General features: G+C 74.4%; 8 protein-coding genes. 2 read left to right on the forward strand and 6 right to left on the reverse strand.

Features of this window, described 5'->3' with window-relative positions; all coding sequences use genetic code 11:
- Positions 1-15 precede the first annotated feature (15 nt).
- Both ABZ858_RS20680 and ABZ858_RS20685 read left to right on the forward strand, forming a co-directional pair.
- Positions 16-10884 (forward strand): SDR family NAD(P)-dependent oxidoreductase, encoded by a 10869-nt coding sequence (locus tag ABZ858_RS20680; protein ID WP_361380280.1) that lies wholly within the window; start codon positions 16-18, stop codon positions 10882-10884.
- A 53-nt stretch (positions 10885-10937) separates the two neighbouring features.
- Complete coding sequence (locus ABZ858_RS20685; RefSeq protein ID WP_361380283.1) at positions 10938-13079, forward strand: condensation domain-containing protein; 2142 nt, start codon at positions 10938-10940, stop codon at positions 13077-13079.
- Between the two features lie 104 nt (positions 13080-13183).
- On the opposite strand, the gene ABZ858_RS20690 is transcribed toward ABZ858_RS20685, so the two are convergent.
- The 6 genes from ABZ858_RS20690 to ABZ858_RS20715 all read right to left on the reverse strand — a co-directional run bounded on the left by ABZ858_RS20690 (position 13184) and on the right by ABZ858_RS20715 (position 19611).
- Complete coding sequence (locus ABZ858_RS20690; protein WP_361380285.1) at positions 13184-13426, reverse strand: DUF5302 domain-containing protein; 243 nt, start codon at positions 13424-13426, stop codon at positions 13184-13186.
- 67 nt (positions 13427-13493) lie between these two features.
- Positions 13494-14909, reverse strand: a complete 1416-nt coding sequence (locus tag ABZ858_RS20695; protein WP_361380288.1) for a DEAD/DEAH box helicase — start codon at positions 14907-14909, stop codon at positions 13494-13496.
- A 244-nt stretch (positions 14910-15153) separates the two neighbouring features.
- Complete coding sequence (locus ABZ858_RS20700) at positions 15154-16053, reverse strand: proline iminopeptidase-family hydrolase (RefSeq protein WP_361380291.1); 900 nt, start codon at positions 16051-16053, stop codon at positions 15154-15156.
- A gap of 555 nt (positions 16054-16608) precedes the next feature.
- Positions 16609-17346: an ABC transporter permease gene (locus tag ABZ858_RS20705; RefSeq protein WP_361380294.1), complete on the reverse strand. Its 738-nt coding sequence runs from the start codon at positions 17344-17346 to the stop codon at positions 16609-16611.
- Positions 17343-18749 (reverse strand): ABC transporter ATP-binding protein, encoded by a 1407-nt coding sequence (locus tag ABZ858_RS20710; protein ID WP_361380297.1) that lies wholly within the window; start codon positions 18747-18749, stop codon positions 17343-17345. Before ABZ858_RS20710 ends, ABZ858_RS20705 begins: the two co-directional genes overlap by 4 nt.
- A gap of 1 nt (position 18750) precedes the next feature.
- Complete coding sequence (locus ABZ858_RS20715) at positions 18751-19611, reverse strand: hypothetical protein (protein ID WP_361380300.1); 861 nt, start codon at positions 19609-19611, stop codon at positions 18751-18753.
- Positions 19612-19626: the final 15 nt, after the last annotated feature.

Here is a 19626-nt window from a genome sequence, read left to right on the forward strand (position 1 = left end):
TGGAGTTCAGTGACCATGACCGAGTCCGCCGCCCAGCCCGCCGCAGACCACGAGGACACGACCGCACAGCCCCTGACGGCCGCCGAGCCGGCCGGGCTGTCCCGGGCCGCCCAGGAGCGGCGGCTGCTCCGGCTCGTCGTCGAGCAGGCCGGCGCCGCGCTGCGCAAGGCGGGCCGGGAACCGGCCGGGGCGCTCGATCCGGGCGCGCCGTTCCGGCAGTCGGGGCTCGACTCGCTGGCCATCGTCGACCTCCAGCGGCGGCTGACCGCCGCGACCGGCCTGGACCTGCCGGTGTCCGTCGCCTTCGACCATCCCACACCGCGCGCGCTCGCCGCCCGCCTGGTACGGGAGACGCGGGGCGAGCCGGCCGAGGGGGCGGGGGCCGCGACCGAAGCGGCCGGCGGTCACGGGCCGGTGCGGGACGCGGACGCGGACGAGCCGGTCGCCATCGTCGGCATGGCCTGCCGCTACCCGGGCGGCATCGCCTCCCCCGCGCAGCTGTGGGAGCTGCTCGCGGCGGGCGGCGACGCGATCGGCCCGCTGCCCGAGGACCGCGGCTGGGACGTGGCCGGACTGTACGACCCGGACCCGGACGCGCCCGGCAAGACATACGCCCGCGAGGGCGGATTCCTGTACGGGGCAACGGAGTTCGACGCGGACTTCTTCGGGATCAGCCCGCGCGAGGCGGCCGCGATGGAACCGCAGCAGCGGCTCGCCCTGGAGACCACGTGGGAGGCGCTGGAACACGCGGGCATCGACCCGACCGCGCTGCGCTCCAGCGCCACCGGCGTCTTCGTGGGCGCCGAACCCCAGGAGTACGGGCCGCGCCTGCACCAGGCGCCCGAGGGCTTCGAGGGCCACCTGCTGACCGGCGCCGCCACCAGCGTCATCTCCGGCCGGGTCGCCTACACCCTCGGTCTGGAGGGCCCCACCCTCAGTGTCGACACGGCCTGCTCGTCGTCGCTGGTCGCGATCCACCTGGCGGCGCACGCGCTGCGCGCCGGCGAATGCTCGCTCGCGCTGGCGGGCGGGGTCGCGGTGATGTCCAGTCCGGGCACGTTCACCGCGTTCAGCAGGCAGCGGGGCCTCGCGCCCGACGGGCGGTGCAAGCCGTTCGCGGAGGCCGCCGACGGCACCGGCTGGGCGGAGGGCGCCGGCTTCCTCGTCCTGGAACGCCTCTCGGACGCGCGCCGCAACGGCCACCGCGTGCTCGCGGTCGTCCGCGGCTCGGCCGTCAACCAGGACGGCGCCAGCAACGGCCTGACCGCGCCGAACGGCTCCGCGCAGCGCCGCCTGGTCCGCCAGGCCCTCGCCTCCGCCGGGCTGGCCGGCGCCGACGTGGACGCCGTCGAGGCGCACGGCACCGGCACGAGGCTCGGCGACCCGATCGAGGCGGGCGCGCTCCTCGCGACGTACGGCCAGGACCGCCCCGAGGACCGCCCGCTGTGGCTCGGCTCGGTCAAGTCCAACCTCGGGCACACCCAGGCCGCGGCGGGCGTGGCCGGCATCATCAAGATGGTCGAGGCCCTGCGGCACGAACTGCTGCCGCGCACCCTGCACGTGGACGAGCCGTCCTCCCGGGTGGACTGGTCGGCGGGCGCCGTCGAACTGCTGACGGAGGCCCGTCCGTGGCCGGCCGGGGAGCGGGTGCGGCGCGCGGGTGTGTCCTCGTTCGGGATCAGCGGTACGAACGCGCACGTCATCGTGGAGGAGGCGCCCGGCGGGGAGACGGCTGTCGGGGCTACCGAGGTGGGTGTGCCGCCGGTGGTGCCGTGGCTCGTGTCCGGAAAGACGCCGGAGGCGCTGCGTGCGCAGGCGGGGCGGATCGCGGGCCAGCTGCGGGAGCGTTCCTCCGGCTCGGACGCCGGGGCCGGGGCCGGGGCCGGGTCTGTGTCCGGGGCCGGGGCCATGTCGGTGTCCGGGGCCGGGGCCACGTCGGTGTCCGGGGCCGGGGCCACGTCGGTGTCCGAGGCCGGGGCCACGTCGGTGTCCGAGGCCACGTCGGTGTCCGAGGCCGTGTCCGCGTCCGTGTCCGTGTCCGTGGCTGCGGCGCTCGCCGGGCGTACGGCCTTCGCCTACCGGGCCGCCGTCGTCGCGGACCCGGGCGACCGGGAGGCGCTGCTGTCCGGCCTCGACGCGATCGCGCGCGGCGAGGCCCCGCTGTCCGGCGAGCCCGCCGAGGGCCTGCTCGCGTTCCTGTTCACGGGGCAGGGCAGCCAGCGGGCCGGGATGGGACGGGAGCTGTACGACGCGTTCCCGGTGTTCGCCGCCGCGCTGGACGAGATCTGCGGCGCCCTCGACCCGCATCTCGAACGGCCGCTGAAGGAGGTCATGTTCGGCGGGGAGGGTGCGGGGCTGGACGAGACGGGCTACACGCAGCCCGCGCTCTTCGCTCTCGAAGTCGCGCTGTTCCGGCTGTTGGAGGCGTGGGGGGTACGGCCGGATGTGCTGGCCGGGCACTCCATCGGTGAACTGGCCGCCGCGCACGTGGCGGGGTTGTGGTCGCTCGAAGACGCCGCGCTGATCGTGTCGGCGCGGGGGCGGCTGATGCAGCAGCTCCCGGCCGGGGGCGCCATGGCCGCCGTACAGGCCACCGAGGACGAGGTGCTGCCCGCCCTGCCGGAGGGGACGGGCATCGCGGCCGTCAACGGGCCGACGTCTGTTGTCGTCTCCGGCCCCGAGGCAGGCGTCGACGAGGTCGTACGTCACTTCTCTGCCGCCGGGCACAAGACCAAGAAGCTCGCCGTCAGCCACGCCTTCCACTCCCCGCTCATGGAGCCGATGCTCGCCGAGTTCCGCCAGTTCGCGCAGTTGGTGGAGCCGCTGCGGCCGGTCCTTCCGATCGTGTCGACGCTGACCGGCCGCGAGGTGCCGTACGAGGAGCTGGCCGACCCCGAGTACTGGGTGCGGCACGTCCGTGAGGCGGTGCGGTTCGCGGACGCGGTCCGCGCCCTCCAGGAGCAGGGCGTCAGCACGTTCCTGGAGCTGGGCCCGGACGCCGTGCTCACCGCGATGGGCGCCGAGTCGGTGACCGAGGGCACGCTGCTGGCCGCGCTGCGCCGGGGCCATGACGAGCCGCGCGCGCTGGCCGGTGCCGTCACCGCGCTGCACCTGCGCGGCGTCCCGGTCGACTGGCGCGCCCAGCTGGGCCTGCCGGCCGACTGGCGGACCCGCCCGGACACCGGCCACGAGGCCGCCGACCTGCCCACGTACGCCTTCCAGCGCAGCCGCCACTGGCTGGACGCGCTGGACGACGGCCCGGCCGACCCGGCCGCCCTCGGTGTCGCGGACGCCGGGCACCCGCTGCTGGGAGCCGCGCTGACGGTGGCGGGCGCGGAGCGCCTGGTGCTCACCGGCCGGCTCTCGGTGCGCGCGCACCCGTGGCTGGCCGATCACGCGGTCGGCGGTACGGTCCTGCTGCCCGGCACCGGCTTCGTCGAACTCGCCGCGCACGCCGCCGCGCTGGCCGGCTGCGAGACCGTCGAGGAACTCACCCTCCAGGCTCCCCTGACGATGGACGAGGACGACGCGTCCGGTGTCGAGATCCAGCTCGTCGTGGACGAGCCGGACGCGGACGGCCGCCGCCCGCTGACCGTGCACTCCCGTACCGCCGACACCGACTGGACCGTGCACGCCCAGGGTCTGCTGTCCCCGGTCCCGGCCGCTGCCGCCGCCCCGGCGGGCGAGCCCGCCGCCTGGCCGCCGCAGGGCGCCCGGCCCCTCGACGTGAGCGGCGCCTACGCCCGCATGGACGCCCAGGGGTACGGGTACGGTCCCGCCTTCCAGGGGCTGCGGGCGGCCTGGCGGCGCGGCGAGGAACTGTTCGCCGAGGTCGCCCTGCCCGACGGCGTCGACGCGGCCGGCTACGCCGTGCATCCCGCGCTGCTGGACGCGGCCCTGCACGTCATCGGCCTCGACGAGGAGACCGAGGACGCCCACGGACCCGAACTCCCCTTCGCCTGGACCGACGTGGCGGTGGCGGCCGCCGGGGCGACCGCGCTGCGGGTGCACGTCACCCCGGCCGCCTCCGGCGTCCGCCTGCACCTGGCGGACCCGGCCGGCGCCCCCGTCGCCACGGTCGGCTCGCTCGTCCTGCGGCCCGCCGCCCTGGACGGCGGCCGGGCGGGACGGGCCGTACCGCTGTACCGGGTCGAGTGGGCACCGGCCCCGACCCCGTCGGCGGACACCGCCGGTTCCGGCTTCGAGGTGGTGCGCGGCGAGACGGTGGCGCAGGTGCTGGCGGGCCTCCGGCCGGCGCTGGCGGGCGAGGCGCGGGTGCTGGTGGTGACCCGGGGCGCGGTGGGCGTCACGGAGGCCACGGACGCCCACGCGGGTGGTGCGAGCGCCGCGCCTGCGGACCTGGAGCAGGCCGCCGTGTGGGGTCTGGTGCGTGCCGCGCAGGCGGAGCATCCGGGCCGGATCGTCCTCGTCGACGAGGACGGTGAGACGGCCACTCCGTACGTACTCCCGGACGGTGAGCCGGAGTTGGCGGTGCGGGCGGGCCGGTGGTTCGTGCCGCGCCTGGTCCGGCGGAGCGTTCCGGCGGGCGACGGCTCGTGGTCCACGTCCGGCACGGTGCTGGTGACCGGTGGCACGGGCGGCCTGGGCGCGCTCACCGCCCGCCATCTGGTGACCGGACACGGGGTGCGATCCGTACTCCTGGTCGGCCGCCGGGGCACGGACGCCCCCGGAGCGCTCGAACTGGCCGCCGATCTGCGTGCGTTGGGCGCCGAAGTGGCCGTCGAGGCGTGCGACGTCTCCGACCGGGACGCGCTCGCGCGGGTCTTCGACGCCCACCCCGGCATCACGGCCGTCGTACACGCGGCGGGCGTCCTCGACGACGCCACCCTCGACACCCTGACCCCCGAGCAACTGGAACGGGTCTGGGCCCCCAAGGCACGCGCGGCACACCACCTGCACGAACTGACCGCCGGCCGCGACCTCGACGCGTTCGTCCTCTACTCGTCGGCCGCCGCCACCTTCGACGCCCTCGGCCAGGCCAACTACGCCGCCGCCAACGCCTACTTGGACGCCCTCGCCGCCCAGCGCCAGGCCCAGGGGCTGCCGGGCCTCTCGCTGGCCTGGGGCCTGTGGGACCCGGAGGCGGGCGGCATGGCGGCCGGACTCGCCCCGGCCGACATGTCCCGCGCGGCCCGCGCCGGCACGCCCGCCCACGGCGTCGCGGCCGGCCTGGCGATGCTCGACGCGGCGGCCGCCCTGCCCGACGCCGCCCATCTGCTCGCCCTCCGCCTCGACCAGCAGGCGCTGACCCGCCGCGCCCGCACCGAGGAACTGCCCGCCGTCCTGCGCGGCCTGGTCCGCACCCCGGCCCGCCGCGCCGCAGGCCAGGCCGGGACCGGCGACGGCTCCCTCGCGGAGGAACTGGCCCGGCTCGACGCCGCCGACCGCGAACGCCGGCTGCTCACCCTGGTCCGCACCCACGTCGCCGCCGCCCTCGGCCACGACGGCCCGCAGGCCGTGGACCCCGAGCGCGGCTTCGGCACCCTCGGCTTCGACTCGCTCGCCGCCGTGGACCTGCGCAACAAGCTCGGCGCCGCGACCGGCCTGCGGCTGCCCGCCACGCTCACCTTCGACTACCCGAACGCCCTGGCCGTCGCCCGCCACCTGGACGAACAACTCGGCGGCGGCGAGGCGGAGTCGGCGGCGGCCGTCCCAGCGGCTTCGGGGCCCTCGGGTACGGATGATCCGATCGTGATCGTCGGTATGGCCTGCCGCTACCCGGGCGGAGTGACCTCCCCCGAGGACCTGTGGCGGCTGCTGGCGGCCGGCGGCGACGCGGTGTCCGCGTTCCCGTCCGACCGCGGCCCGCTGTGGCAGGAGTCGTACGACCCCGACCCGGACGCCATCGGCAAGACCTACGTCGACCAGGGCGCCTTCCTGGACCGGGCCGCCGACTTCGACGCGGACTTCTTCGGCATCAGCCCGCGTGAGGCCCTGGCCACCGACCCGCAGCAGCGCCTGCTCCTGGAAACGTCCTGGGAGGCGTTCGAGCGGGCCGGCATCGACCCGTCATCCCTGCGCGGCAGCGCCACCGGCGTCTTCGCCGGCGTCATGTACCACGACTTCGCCCCCCGCCTGCACGACGTCCCGGAGGAACTGGCCGGTTACCTCGGCAACGGCGGCCTCGGCAGTGTCGTCTCGGGCCGGGTGTCGTATGCGCTCGGGCTTGAGGGTCCGGCGGTGACGGTGGACACGGCGTGCTCGTCGTCGCTGGTCGCCGTGCATCTGGCGGCGCAGGCGCTGCGGGGTGGTGAGTGCTCGCTGGCGCTGGCGGGTGGGGTGACGGTGATGTCGACGCCGGACACGTTCGTGGACTTCAGCCGGCAGCGGGGCCTGGCTGCTGACGGCCGCTGCAAGCCGTACGCGGACGCGGCGGACGGTACGGGCTGGGGTGAGGGTGTGGGTGTCCTCGTTCTGGAACGCCTCTCGGACGCGCGCCGCAACGGCCACCGCGTGCTGGCGGTGGTGCGGGGTTCGGCGGTCAACCAGGACGGCGCGAGCAGCCAGCTCACCGCCCCCAACGGCCCCTCCCAGCAACGCGTCATCAAGCGTGCGCTGTCCTCCGCGAACCTGACACCTGCGGATGTGGACGCCGTCGAGGGCCACGGAACCGGCACGAAGCTCGGTGACCCGATCGAGGCGCAGGCCCTCCTCGCGACCTACGGGCAGGAGCGCCCGGAGCCGCTGTGGCTGGGATCGATCAAGTCGAATCTGGGTCATACGCAGGCTGCGGCGGGTGTGGCCGGGATCATCAAGATGGTCCTGTCCCTGCGGAACGAGGAACTTCCTCGGACGTTGCATGTGGATGCGCCGTCCTCGCATGTGGACTGGTCGGCGGGTGCGGTGCGGCTGCTGACGGAGGCGCGTGCGTGGGAGGCGGGGGAGCGGACCCGGCGTGCGGGGGTGTCCTCGTTCGGGATCAGTGGCACGAACGCTCACGTGATCATCGAGGAGGCGCCTGCCGAGGAGACGGCAGAGGCTGTCGAGGCGGGGGCGCTTCCGGTGGTGCCGTGGGTGGTGTCCGGGAAGACGGAGGAGGCGGTACGGGGGCAGGCGGTACGGCTGCTGGAGCATGTCGGCGGGCACGGTGAGCTGGACCCGGCCGATGTCGGGTTCTCGCTGGTCACGCAGCGGTCTGCGTTCGCGTATCGGGCGGCGGTGGTCGGGGCGGACCGGGATGCGCTGATCGCCGGCCTGGAGGCCATCGCCCGCAAGGAGATCCCTGCGGGCGGGGGCGGGCAGGTGGCGTTCCTGTTCACGGGGCAGGGCAGCCAGCGGGCGGGCATGGGACGGGAGCTGTACGACGCGTTCCCCGTGTTCGCCGCCGCCCTGGATGACGTGTGCGCCGTCCTTGACCCGCATCTCGAACGGCCTTTGAAGGAGGTCATGTTCGGCCGGGAGGGTGAGGGGCTGGACGAGACGGGCTATACGCAGCCCGCCCTGTTCGCTCTCGAAGTGGCTCTGTTCCGGTTGTTGGAGGCGTGGGGTGTACGCGCCGATGTGCTGGCCGGGCACTCGATCGGTGAGCTGGCCGCCGCGCATGTGGCGGGGTTGTGGTCGCTGGAGGACGCGGCGTTGATTGTGTCGGCGCGGGGGCGGCTGATGCAGCGGCTTCCGGCCGGGGGCGCGATGGCCGCCGTACAGGCCACCGAGGAGGAAGTCCTGCCGGTCCTGCCGGAGGGGACGGGCATCGCCGCCGTCAACGGGCCGGTCTCCGTCGTCGTCTCCGGTCCCGAAGCGGGCGTGAACGAGATCGTACGGCACTTCGCGGACGCGGGCCGTAAGACGAAGAAGCTCAGCGTCAGCCACGCTTTCCACTCGCCGCTGATGGAGCCGATGCTCGCGGAGTTCGAAGAGATCGCGGCCGGGCTGACGTACCACGAGACCACGATCCCGATCGTCTCCACCCTCACCGGGGCGGCGGTCACGTACGCGGATCTCGCCCAGCCCTCCTACTGGGTCCGGCACGTCCGCCAGGCCGTCCGCTTCGCCGACGCCCTCGCCACCCTCGACGCGCAGGGCATCGGCACCTTCCTCGAACTCGGCCCGGACGCCGTCCTCACCGCCATGGCCGACGACCCCCGCGCCCTGCCCACCCTCCGCCGCGACCGCACCGAACCCCAAGCCCTCGTGGAAGCCCTCACCCGACTGCCCTCCGTGGACTGGGCCGCTTACTTCGGACCGGGCCGACAGCCGGTGAACCTGCCCACCTACGCCTTCCAGCACCAGCCGTACTGGCTCGCCGCCACGGCCGGGCGGGCGGGTGACGCGTCGGAGTTGGGCCAGTCGGACGCGGAGCACCCGTTGCTGAGTGCGGCGGTGGAACTGCCGGACGGTGACGGGGTGTTGTTCACCGGGCGGTTGTCGCTGGCCACCCACGCGTGGCTGGCGGAGCACGCGGTGCACGGCACGGTCGTCGTGCCCGGTGCCGCCCTCGTCGAGATCGCGGTCCGCGCCGGAGACCAGATCGGCTGCGGGACCGTACGGGACCTGACCCTGCACGCCCCGCTCGTCATCCCGGAGAACGGCGCTGTCGCCCTGCGCGTGCGAGTCGGTCAGGGCGACGAACCCGCCCTCACCGTGCACTCCCGCCCCGAAGGCGACGAGGAGTGGACCCTGCACGCCGAGGGGTCGCTGTCGGCCGACACCGTGGAGACCGCCGACCTGACCGCCCCCTGGCCACCGGCCGGCGCCGAAACCATCGACACCACCACCCTCTACACCGACCTCGCCGCCCTCGGCCTGGAGTACGGCCCCCTCTTCCAGGGCGTCACCGCCGCCTGGCGTACCGCTGACGGTGCGGTCCTCGCGGAGGTCTCCCTTCCCGAGGACGCGGAGACGGGAGCGTTCGCACTGCACCCGGCCCTCCTGGACGCCGCTCTGCACGCCCTCACCTACGCGGGCGCCGCCGAGCAGGCCGAGCTGCCCTTCGCCTGGAGCGACGTGGCCGTTCATGCCTCGGGGGCGCGGTCGCTGCGGGTGCGGGTCGCCGCCGAGGGCTCGGGTTACCGGCTCGATCTCGCGGACGCCACGGGCGGCCCCGTCGCCACGGTGGGCGGGTTGGTGCTGCGTCCGCTGGCGGCGGAGACCAGCACCGTACGCGACCTGTACCGGATCGACTGGACCCCGGTCGCCGGGCAGGCGAGCGAGCCTGTGACGGCGTACACCGTTCTCCAGGCCGCTACCGCCACCGAACTGCTCCCACAGCTCCAGGCCCACCTGAACGGCGAGCAGCCGCTGCTGGTCGTCACCCGCACCGCCGCCACCGACCCCGAACAGTCCGCCATCCGCGGCCTGGTCCGAGCCGCCCAGGCCGAACACCCCGACCGGATCACCCTCCTCGACACCGAAGACGCCGAAGGCGCCCAGGAGATCCCCGACCTCATCCCGGCCGACGAACCCGAACTCACCCACAGCGCAGGCACCTTCACCGCCCCCCGCCTGACCCGCGAGACGGCTCCCGCACAGGCCGCCACCGCCACCCCCTGGCCCACCACCGGCACCACCCTCATCACCGGCGGCACCGGCGGCCTCGGCGCCCTCACCGCACGCCACCTCGTCACCACCCACGGCGTCCAAAGCCTCCTGCTCACCAGCCGCCGCGGCACCCACGCCCCCGGCGCCACCCAACTCGCCACCGAACTCACCCAGTCCGGCGCCCGAGTCGAGATCACCGCCTGCGACGTCACCGACCGCGACGCCCTCGCCCACCTCCTCGACACCCACCCCGACATCACCGCCATCGTCCACACCGCCGGCGTCCTGGACGACACCACCATCGAACACCTCACCACCGACAGCCTCACCACAGTCCACGCACCCAAGGCCGACGCCGCCCGCCACCTCCACGAACTCACCACCGAACGCGGCATCACCCTCGAAGCCTTCGTTCTCTACTCGTCCACCGCGGCGACGTTCGACGGCACGGGGCAGGCGAACTACGCCGCCGCCAACGCCTACCTGGACGCGCTCGCCGCGCGGCGGCAGGCGCAGGGGCTGCCGGGGATCTCGCTGGCCTGGGGGCTGTGGGACCCGGAGGTCGGCGGGATGGGCGCCGGGCTCACGGCGGCCGACGTGGAGCGGGTCGCGCGGACCGGGCCGCGGGCGCTGGGCCGGGCGGCGGGGCTCGCCCTGCTGGACGCCGCGCTCGGCAGCGGGCGGGCGCATCTGGTGCCGGTACCGTTCGACACGGGCGCGCTGGAGCGGCGGGCCGGGGACAGCACGCTGCCCGCGATGCTGCGGGGGCTGGTCCGGGTGCCGGGCGCGGCCCGGCGGCGCGGGGCGGCGGATACGGCCGCGGCGCAGGGCGCGGAGGCGCTCAAGGAGACGCTGCTGCGGCTGCCGGCCGAGGAGCGGACGCCGCATGTGCTGCGGCTGGTGCGGGCGCGGGTCGCGGCGGTGCTCGGGCACGCCTCGGGCGACGCGGTGGACCCGGAGCGCGGGTTCGGCGGGCTCGGGTTCGACTCGCTGGCGGCGGTGGAACTGCGCAACCAGCTCGCGCCGCTGACCGGGCTGCGGCTGCCCGCGACGCTGACGTTCGACTACCCGACCTCGCGGGCGCTCGCCGAGTATGTGCGCGAGCAGCTCGTACCGGACGAGACCGGGCCTGCCGCGCTGCGCGCGGTGGAGGTCGAACTCGCGGCGCTGGAAGCGAAGTTGCTGCGCGTGGTGGGTGCGGACGGGCTCGACTCGGGGGATCACGCCCGGGTGGCCCAGACGCTGCGCACGCTCGCCGCGCGCTGGTCGGAGCTGCACGCGGCCGGGGAGGCCGGGGAGGCGGCGGCCGACTCGCTGGCGGACGCCGACGCCGAGCAGATCTTCGACATTCTCGACAGCGAGTTCGAGGGCATCGACATCGACTGACATCAGCCACTGACATCAGCCTTCGGGCTGTCACCGCGATGAGGAGCACCGTCATGGCCACGCGCAAGGAGACCGACCTGTGGCTGCTGGAGCGGCTCGTACCAGGGGCCGGGGTCAACAATCTGTCCGTCACGTTCGATGTGGACGGGGTCGTCGAGCCCGCCGCGCTGTCCCGGGCGCTGACGCTCGTGGTACGCCGGCAGGAGATACTGCGGACCGTCTTCCGGGCGTCGGAGACCGAGCTGACCCGGAGTGTGATCGCGCCCGGGGCGGTGGAGCTCTCGGTGCCCGGGGTGCCGGTGGGCGGGGGTGAGGACGTATCGGCGGCCGTGCAGGAGTTCGTGGCGGCGCCGTTCGCGCTGGACGGCTCGCCACTGGTGCGCGGGGCGGTGTTCCTGCCGGAGGGCGGCGGCTGCACGGTGAGTGTGGCGCTGCACCATCTGGTGTTCGACGCGATGTCGACGGTGTCGTTCCTCGGGGAGCTGCTGGGCGCGCTGCACGACCCGGACGGGTACGACACGACGCCGGTGGCGGCGGCCGTGGAGCCGGAGCCGTCCGCGGAGAGCGTGGAGTTCTGGCGGGAGCAGCTGCGGGGGTTCCGCGGCGGCGACGGGAGCGAGGGGGGCGGCGGACTGTGGTACGGCAATCCGCCCTCCGACACGCCGGATCTGGCCGGTGAGAGCACGTGGTACACGCTGTCGCGGCCGGCGCGTGACGTGGTGCGGCGGCTGTGCCGTGAGCTGCGCGCGCCGGAGGCGGTCATCCTGCTGTCGGCGTACAGCCTGCTGCTGTCGCGGCACGGCGCGGGCAAGGATCTGGTCGTCGGGTCGCCGGTGAGTGTGCGGCCGCCGGGGCACGAGGCGGCGATCGGCTACCACGTGAACGTGCTGCCGCTGCGGGTGCGGATCGATCCGGCGAAGCCGTTCAAGCGGCTGGTGAACCGGGTGCGTTCGGTCTTCCTCGAGGGCATCGGGAACAGCGGGGTGCCGGCCGAGCGGGTGCTGGACGAGGTGCGGGACGCGGACTCCGGCGCGAGCTGGCGCAACTCGCTGTGCACGCACCTGTTCAACTATGTGCCCGGCGGGACCGGCGGTGACTTCGCGGTCGGCGGGTTCCCGGCGCGGATGCGGGAGGTGGAGAACGGCTTCAGCAAGTTCGACCTGGAGTTCTTCTTCATGCCCGGCGCCGCGCAGGAGGACGGCGAGCAGGAGCTGCGCATCCGCGCGGTGTTCCGCACGCAGGTGTTCTCGGCGGCCGAGGTGGGGCTGCTGCTGGCCCGCTACGACGCCCTGCTGGTCCGGCTCGGTGCGGAACTGGCGGCGCCGGTGGGCGAGTTGTCGGTGTGGAGTGACGCGGACCGGGCCGCGGTGGCGGGCGGGCACCGGCACGGGCTGCCGTCGGCGCTGCCCTCCTCCCCCGCCGTCGCCCAGTTCTCGTCGTACGCGCCGGGCGAGTGGTCGGCCGTACGGGCCCTGGTGGCCGCGCCGGACGGCGGCGAGCTGCCGGTGCGGGTGCGCGGTGAGCTGTGCCTGGCGGAGGCGGACGGGACGCTGCGGCGCACCGGGGAGCTGGCGCGCTGGCTGCCGGACGGGCGCCTTGAGCTGCTGGGGCGGCTGGACCGGCGGGTGAGCGTGCAGGGCGTCACGTTCGGCCTGGACGACATCGACGCGGTGCTGCTGGCGCACGCGGAGGTGGCCGGCGCGGCGAGCGTGGCCGTGTCGGGGCGGGTGGTGTCGTTCGTGGCGCCCGCGGGCGGTACGGCCACGGAGGGGCTGGCGGAGCGGCTGCTCAAGCAGCTCCAGGTGTCCTTGCCGGCCGCGGCCGAGCCGGAGCGGCTGGTCGTGGTGGAGGCGCTGCCCTCGGTGGGTGGCCGGCCCGACCTGGAGGGCCTGCGGCTGCGCGCGGAGGCGCTGGCCGGCCGGGCCCGCGAGGAGGACGCGGGGACCGCGGTGGACACCGAGGAGCTGACCGGCCAACTCCTCGACCTGTGGCGTGAGTTCCTCAAGCGCGAGGACCTCAAGTCCGGTTCGGGCTTCTTCGCCAGCGGCGGCCACTCGCTGCTCGGCGTGCAACTCCTCCAGCGGATCAAGCGGACCACGGACGTGAAGGTCCGTATCCGCCTCGCGGACCTCTTCGCCCACCCGACGCCGAAGGCGCTGGCGGGGTTCATCGCGGAGAAGTCGCAGGCGGCGTAGGCGGGGTGGGCGACGGCCGGAGACGCGGGCCGGGGGGCCGGGCGTGCCAGTGACCGGGCGTGCGGCCTGCCGTCATGCGGTGGCAGGCCGCGGGACCGATCGGCTCAGCCGCCGCTCTTGCGCCGGAACGACCGCTGGCTCGCGGCCGGGCCGTGCGCCGCACGCACCTTCGACGCGTCCGGGCCGGCGCCCGTGTCGGCCGCGTCCGCCTGCGCACCGCGCTTGCGCGCCAGGGCTTCGCGGAACTTACGCTTGAGGTCGTAGTTGCCGTCGCTGTCCGGCGCCAGAGGAGACGTCCCGGTGTCGGCCGGCTCCGAACCTTCCGTGGTCGCGGGCTCTGCGGTCATGGTGACCTCCTGGGTTCGGGGGTGGGCAGGCACAGCTTGTCATGGTTCGCCGGCAGGGCAGCGGCTCTCAGCCGTTGCGCCGCACGAGGGCGGCCCTGCGGGCCTCGGCGAGCTTGCGGGCCTCGCCGGCCTTCCGGGACTTGCCGCCGGCGCCGCGGGAGGCATCCTTGCTGGTGCCGAGGCCGCGGAAGGGAGCGTTGGTGTTCTTGGGCCGGGGGACGGCGGGCCCGCCGTCGAGCGGGGTCCCGGACGGGGCCTTGGCGCCGGTGATCCGGCTCAGCTCCGCCTCGCCCGAGCGCACCTTGGTGACGGTCGCCTCGATGCCCGCCCCGGCCATCACGCGGCTCGTCTCGCGGCGCCGGTCCGCCGGCACGAGGGTGACCACGCGGCCGGACTCACCGGCGCGGGCGGTACGGCCCGCCCGGTGCAGATAGTCCTTGGGGTCGGTGGGCGGGTCGACGTTGACCACGAGATCGAGGTCGTCGACGTGCAGGCCACGGGCCGCGACATCGGTCGCCACCAGAACGGTGATCTGGCCGTTCTTGAACTGCGCCAGGGTCCGGGTGCGCTGCGGCTGGGACTTGCCGCTGTGCAGCGCCCCGGCGTGCACCCCGCTGGCCCGCAGATGCCGGGTGAGCTGGTCGACGGCGTGCTTGGTGTCGAGGAACAGCAGGACGCGGCCGTCGCGGGCGGCGATCTCCGTGGTGACGGCGTAGCGGTCAGGGCCGTGGACGACCAGGACGTGGTGCTCCATCGTCGAGACCGTGCCCGCGGACGGGTCGACCGAGTGGACGACGGGGTCGTGGAGGTAGCGGCGGACCAGCTGGTCGACGTCGCGGTCCAGAGTGGCCGAGAACAGCATCCGCTGACCGTCGGGGCGCACCTGGTCGAGGACGTCGGCGACCTGCGGCAGGAATCCCAGATCGCACATCTGGTCGGCCTCGTCCAGCACGGTGATCCGCACCCGTCCCAGGCGGCAGGCGTTGCGCTCGATCAGGTCGTGCAGGCGTCCGGGGGTGGCGACGACCACCTCGGCTCCCTGGCGCAGCGCGGCGGCCTGCCGGCCGATCGACATGCCGCCGACGACCGTGGCCGTCCGCAGCCGCAGTGCCTCGGCGTACGGCGTCAGCGCCTCGGTGACCTGCTGGGCCAGCTCCCGGGTGGGCACGAGGACCAGGGCGAGGGGCTGCTTCGGTTCGGCGCGCCGCCCGGCCGTACGGGTCAGCAGCGGCAGGCCGAAGGCGAGCGTCTTGCCCGAGCCGGTGCGCCCGCGCCCCAGGACGTCGCGTCCCTTGAGGGCGTCGGGCAGTGTGGCGGCCTGGATCGGGAAGGGTTCGCGCACCCCGAGGCCGCTCAGCGTCCTCAGCACCTCCGCCGGCAGTCCCAGGCCGGCGAAGGAGACGGCCGGGGGCGGCGTGGGGGGCGTGGCCCCGGGCCGGGCGGGACCGCCGTGAGCGATGCCGGAGTCAGCGGGATGATTCATGAACAGCCTTCCGCAGGGGAACGTACCGAGGAAGGCCCGGCGGGATCGAACAGCTCACGTACAGCCCCCGTACAGCCTGTGCACCAGCGGAACCGAACGGACGGAATCGCCCACCGCGACGACCACGCAAACGCATGACACTAACACAAGCGGAAGGCGTGACGACAGCTGCCCGCTGCGCGGCCCGTCGGCTCCGGCAGCGGCACGGACCCGCCCGCGCGCAGCCGGTCCGTGCCGTCCGTGCTCAGCCCACCTCCGCCAGCCACTCCCGCATGACCCGTTCGAAGCGTTCCGGTTCCTCGACGTGGGGCATGTGGCTGGAGTCCTCGAAGAGTTCCCAGCGGGAGCGGGGGATGTGGTCGAGGAAGGGGCGGATGGTGGCCTCGGTGGCCTCGTCGTGGGCGCCGGTGATGACCAGGGTGGGCACGTCGATCGCGTGCAGGCGGTCGACGACGGTCCAGTCCTTGAGGGTGCCGATGACGTGGAAGTCGGCGGGGCCGTTCATGGTGCCGTAGACGGTGGGGTCGCTCTGCAGGGCGAGCAGGGTGGTGGCGACCTCGGGGGGCAGCGGGCGGGCCCGGCACAGGTGGCGTTCGTAGAAGGCGAGGACGGCGCGCTGGTAGTCGGGGTGCGCGTAGTCGGCGGTGGCCTCGTGGCGGCGCAGGGTGTCGCGGACGTCGGCGGGCAGCGCGTCCTTGAGGCGTTCGCACTCGGCGCGCCACAACGGCATGGAGGCGGGTGAGTTGGCGATGACCAGGCCGCGCAGCCCGGCCGGCCGGCGCACCGCGTGCTCGGCGCCGAGCATGCCGCCCCAGGACTGGCCGAAGAGCAGGTAGTCATCGGCGATGTGCAAGTGGTCGAGCAGGGCGTCGAGTTCGGCGAGGAACAGGTCGACGGTCCAGAAGTCGGCGCCGCGGTCGGGCAGCCGGGTGGACTGGCCGTTGCCGAGCTGGTCGTAGTGGATGACCGGGCGTCCGTCGGAGGCGAGCGCGGTCAGGCTCAGCAGGTAGTCGTGGACGGAGCCGGGGCCGCCGTGCGCGACGACGAGCGGGGTGCGGCCGCTGTGCAGGTCGCCGGTGACGCGGTACCAGGTGTGGTGGCCGCGGAAGGGGACGACGCCCTTGCGGCTGGGGGCCAGGAACATGGGGTCCCTCTCGGACGGATCGGGGCGGGGCGGACGGGCCGGGGCGGGGCGGGGTGGGGCGGGCCGGGGTGGGGCGGACGGGCCGGGCCGGGGCGAGGCGGTCGGTCGGACGGTGGGCGGTCGGTCGGACGGTGGCGGCCGGTCGGGCGGTGGGCAGTCGGACGGGCGGTGGCGGCCGGTCGGGCAGTGGCGGCCGGTCGGGCGGTGGGCAGTCGGACGGGCGGTGGCGGCCGGTCGGGCAGTGGCGGCCGGTCGGGCAGTGGCGGCCGGACGGACGGTGGCGGCCGGACGGGCAGTGGGCAGTCGGCCGGACGGTGGCGGCCGGTCGGACGGTGGCAGTCGGCCGGACGGTGGCGGCCGGTCGGACGGTGGCGGCCGGTCGGACGGTGGCGGCCGGTCGGCCGGACGGTGGCAGTCGGCCGGGCGGTGGCGGCCAGTCGGACGGACGGTGGCAGTCGGCCGGACGGACGGTGGCGGCCGGACGGGCGGGATGCGCGGAAGGGCGCCGGCCTGTGCGGCCGGCGCCCCTCTGTCTCCCGTACGGTCCGGGGCCGCTCAGGCGCGGGCGGCCTCGCGCCGGTAGCTCAGGAACACCGCGCCGGAGAACACCAGCGTCCACGCGGCGAGCACGGCCGCGCCGACCGCCGCGCGGGTGTCGTGCAGCAGGGCGCCGTGGCCGATGTCGGCCAGCCAGTAGCTGGGCATGATCTTGACGATGGTGACCAGCCAGTCCGGGAACCCGGTGGTCGGCAGGAGCAGGCCGCCCAGGAAGCCGAAGAGGATGATCAGGCCCTGGAGGTACATCTGCTGCTGCTCGGGCGCCACGTACAGGCCGATGACCAGGCCGAGGACCGCGCACGGCAGGGCGGCGATCCAGATGCCGAGGGTGATCTGCAGCCAGCCGGCCGTGGACATGTGCACGTCCTGCACCAGCCAGCCGAACAGCGCCACGAACGCCGGGCCGGGCAGCGCGACGATCATCGCCACCAGCACCTTGGTCAGCAGGTAGGTGCGCGGCAGCAGCGGGGTCAGGCGCAGCTGCCGGTGCCAGCCGATCTGCCGTTCGTGCGCGACCCGGGCGGTCGTGTGCATCGAGGACGTGAACGCGCTGTACGCGGCCAGGCTGCACATCAGCCAGGCGCTGTAGGTGATGCCGTGGGAGTGGGGGATGGTCTGCTTCTTGTAGAGCATGCACTCCAGCAGATACATCACGACGGGCACGACGAACGCGAAGACGATGAACCGCGGCCCGCGCAGCATTCGCTTGATCTCGATGGCCAGGTAGCCGGTCATGCGGCCTCGTCCTCCGTGTTCTGCGTGTCGTCCTGCGCCGCGTCGTCGGCCGTCAGGGTGAGGAACGCCTCCTCCAGGCCGGTGGCGCTGATCTCGATGTCGTGTGCGCCGGGGTACCGCGTCACCAGGGCGCGGACCGCGGCGTCGGAGTCGTCGCAGTGCAGCTCCGCCTGGCCGAGCCGGACGGTGGCCGCCGTGACGCCGGGCAGCCGCCGCAGGTCGTCGGCCTCCGCGCCGGGCACCGCGGCGCGCAGCATGCGGCCGGCGGTCAGGGCGCGGATCTCGGCGACCGTGCCGTCGGCGGCGATCTGGCCCGCCCGCATCAGGACGACGCGGTCGGCGAACTCCTCGGCCTCGTCCAGGTAGTGGGTGGCGAAGACGACCGTGCGTCCGGTGTCGGTGAACTTGCGCATCGACTCCCAGAACTTGCGGCGGCTGCCGACGTCCATCGCGGAGGTCGGCTCGTCCAGGATGAGCAGCTGCGGGTTGCCGACCAGGGCGCAGGCGAACCGGGCGCGCTGGCGCTGGCCGCCGGAGAGCTTGGTGCCGCGGCGGTCGGCGATGTCCTCGATGTTGGCGCGGCGCAGCAGTTCGTCCATCGGGAGCGGGTTCTTGTAGAGCGAGGAGATCATGCCGAGGGTCTCGCGGACGCTCAGGTCGTCGATGAGGGAGCCCTCCTGGAGCACGGCGCTCGCCAGGCCCTGCCGTACGGCGATGTGGGGGGCCTTGCCGAAGAGGGTGATCGAGCCCGCGGTCGGCTTCGCCAGGCCGAGGATCATGTCGACGGTGGTGGACTTGCCGGCGCCGTTGGGGCCGAGCAGGGCGACGACCTCGCCGGGCGCGATGGCCAGGTCGACACCGCGGACGGCCTTGACCTCGCCGTAGTCCTTGCGCAGGCCGATGATCCGCAGGGCGGGCTCGACGCCGGTGCCGGCGCCGGCCGCGGGCTTCTTCACGGCGGCGGGGCGGGGGGCGGGCTCGGCTGCGGACTCGGGCACGGGCGCGGGCGTGGGCGTGGGCGCGGGCGCGGGCGTGGGCTTCGTCCCGGGCGCGGCGGCCGGCTCGGCGGCGGTCTCCGGTGCGGTCACGGCGGTCACAGCGGTCACGGCCGCCGCTTCCGTCACCTTCGCCGCTTCCGTCGCCGCCGCTTCAGTCTTCGCCGTCGTCGCCGCCGGTTTGCGGGTGGCGGCGGCCGTCGTCGTCTTCTTCGCCGCGGTCTTCTTGGCGGCCGTCTTGCGCGCCGCCGCCTTCCGCGGGGTCGCCGCCTTCTTCGCGGGCTGCTTCCTGGCGGCGGGCTTCTTCGCCTCGGCCGGCGCCGGTGCGGCGTCGGGAGCCGGGGACGGGGCCATGACGGTGGTGCCTCCCTCGTCCCGTACGGTCCTGGTCTCTGGGGTCGTCGTCATGTCACATCCGGATCTGTCGGGAGAGGTCCTGCGGGGACAGCAGCGCGTCCAGTGCCTTCGCGGCGGCCTCGTCGCGCAGCAGGTTCATGTGCTCACTGCCGAACCGGATCTCCCTGGCCACGACGCCGGCCGCGGTCTCCGGGTCGGTGGAGCGGAGCCGGTTGAGTCCGCTGAGCGGGCTGGCGGAACTGAAGGCGACCGCCCGGTGCCAGTTCTCCATCGAGCCGAAATCGCCCGCGGCGACGACGTAGGCGACGAAAGCCGTGAACGACTCGGTGAATTCGGCCCGGCTCTCCTCGTCGAGATCGAGCGTGTCGAACGCCGGTTCGCTCACGCCGCGGAAAAGCCGGACGAGTTCGGTCCCCAGCTCCCGAATGTCGTCGGTGCGTTCCAGGACCCGGTGTCCTTCGGTGTTCGCCACCGAGACCGGTTCCGGGCCGACGATGGATTCGAAGAGACTCAGGGACGTGTGGAACTGCCAGTACAGACCGAGCGGGTTGGCGAGTTCCGGGTCGAAGAGAATGAGCTGCGGGGCGCTTTCCTGCCACTGCGTGAGGCGTTCGGCGAGCGCTGCCGCGTACACCGAGCCGGCGCAGAAGCCGAGCACCGCGCTGACCGGCCGGCCGGTCTCTCGTACGGATTCGAACCAGCGGTCCAGGTAGTCCTGGCCGCCGGGCCCCACGTCGGTGGCGATGGCCTGGGGCATCGTCTCCCAGACGTGGTGGCGTCCCGCCGCGGTGAGCGAGAAGAGATCGGAGAAACGGGCGTCGGGACGGCCGGTGGCGGTGAAGTCGACGGCGAGCACCAGATCGTCCCGGCTGCTGGTACCGCCTATTTTCAGCCACACGTCGTTGTTATCCACCGGCTGCCCCTTCCT

The sequence above is a fragment of the Streptomyces sp. NPDC047017 genome (assembly GCF_040644175.1).
Lineage (GTDB): Bacteria > Actinomycetota > Actinomycetes > Streptomycetales > Streptomycetaceae > Streptomyces.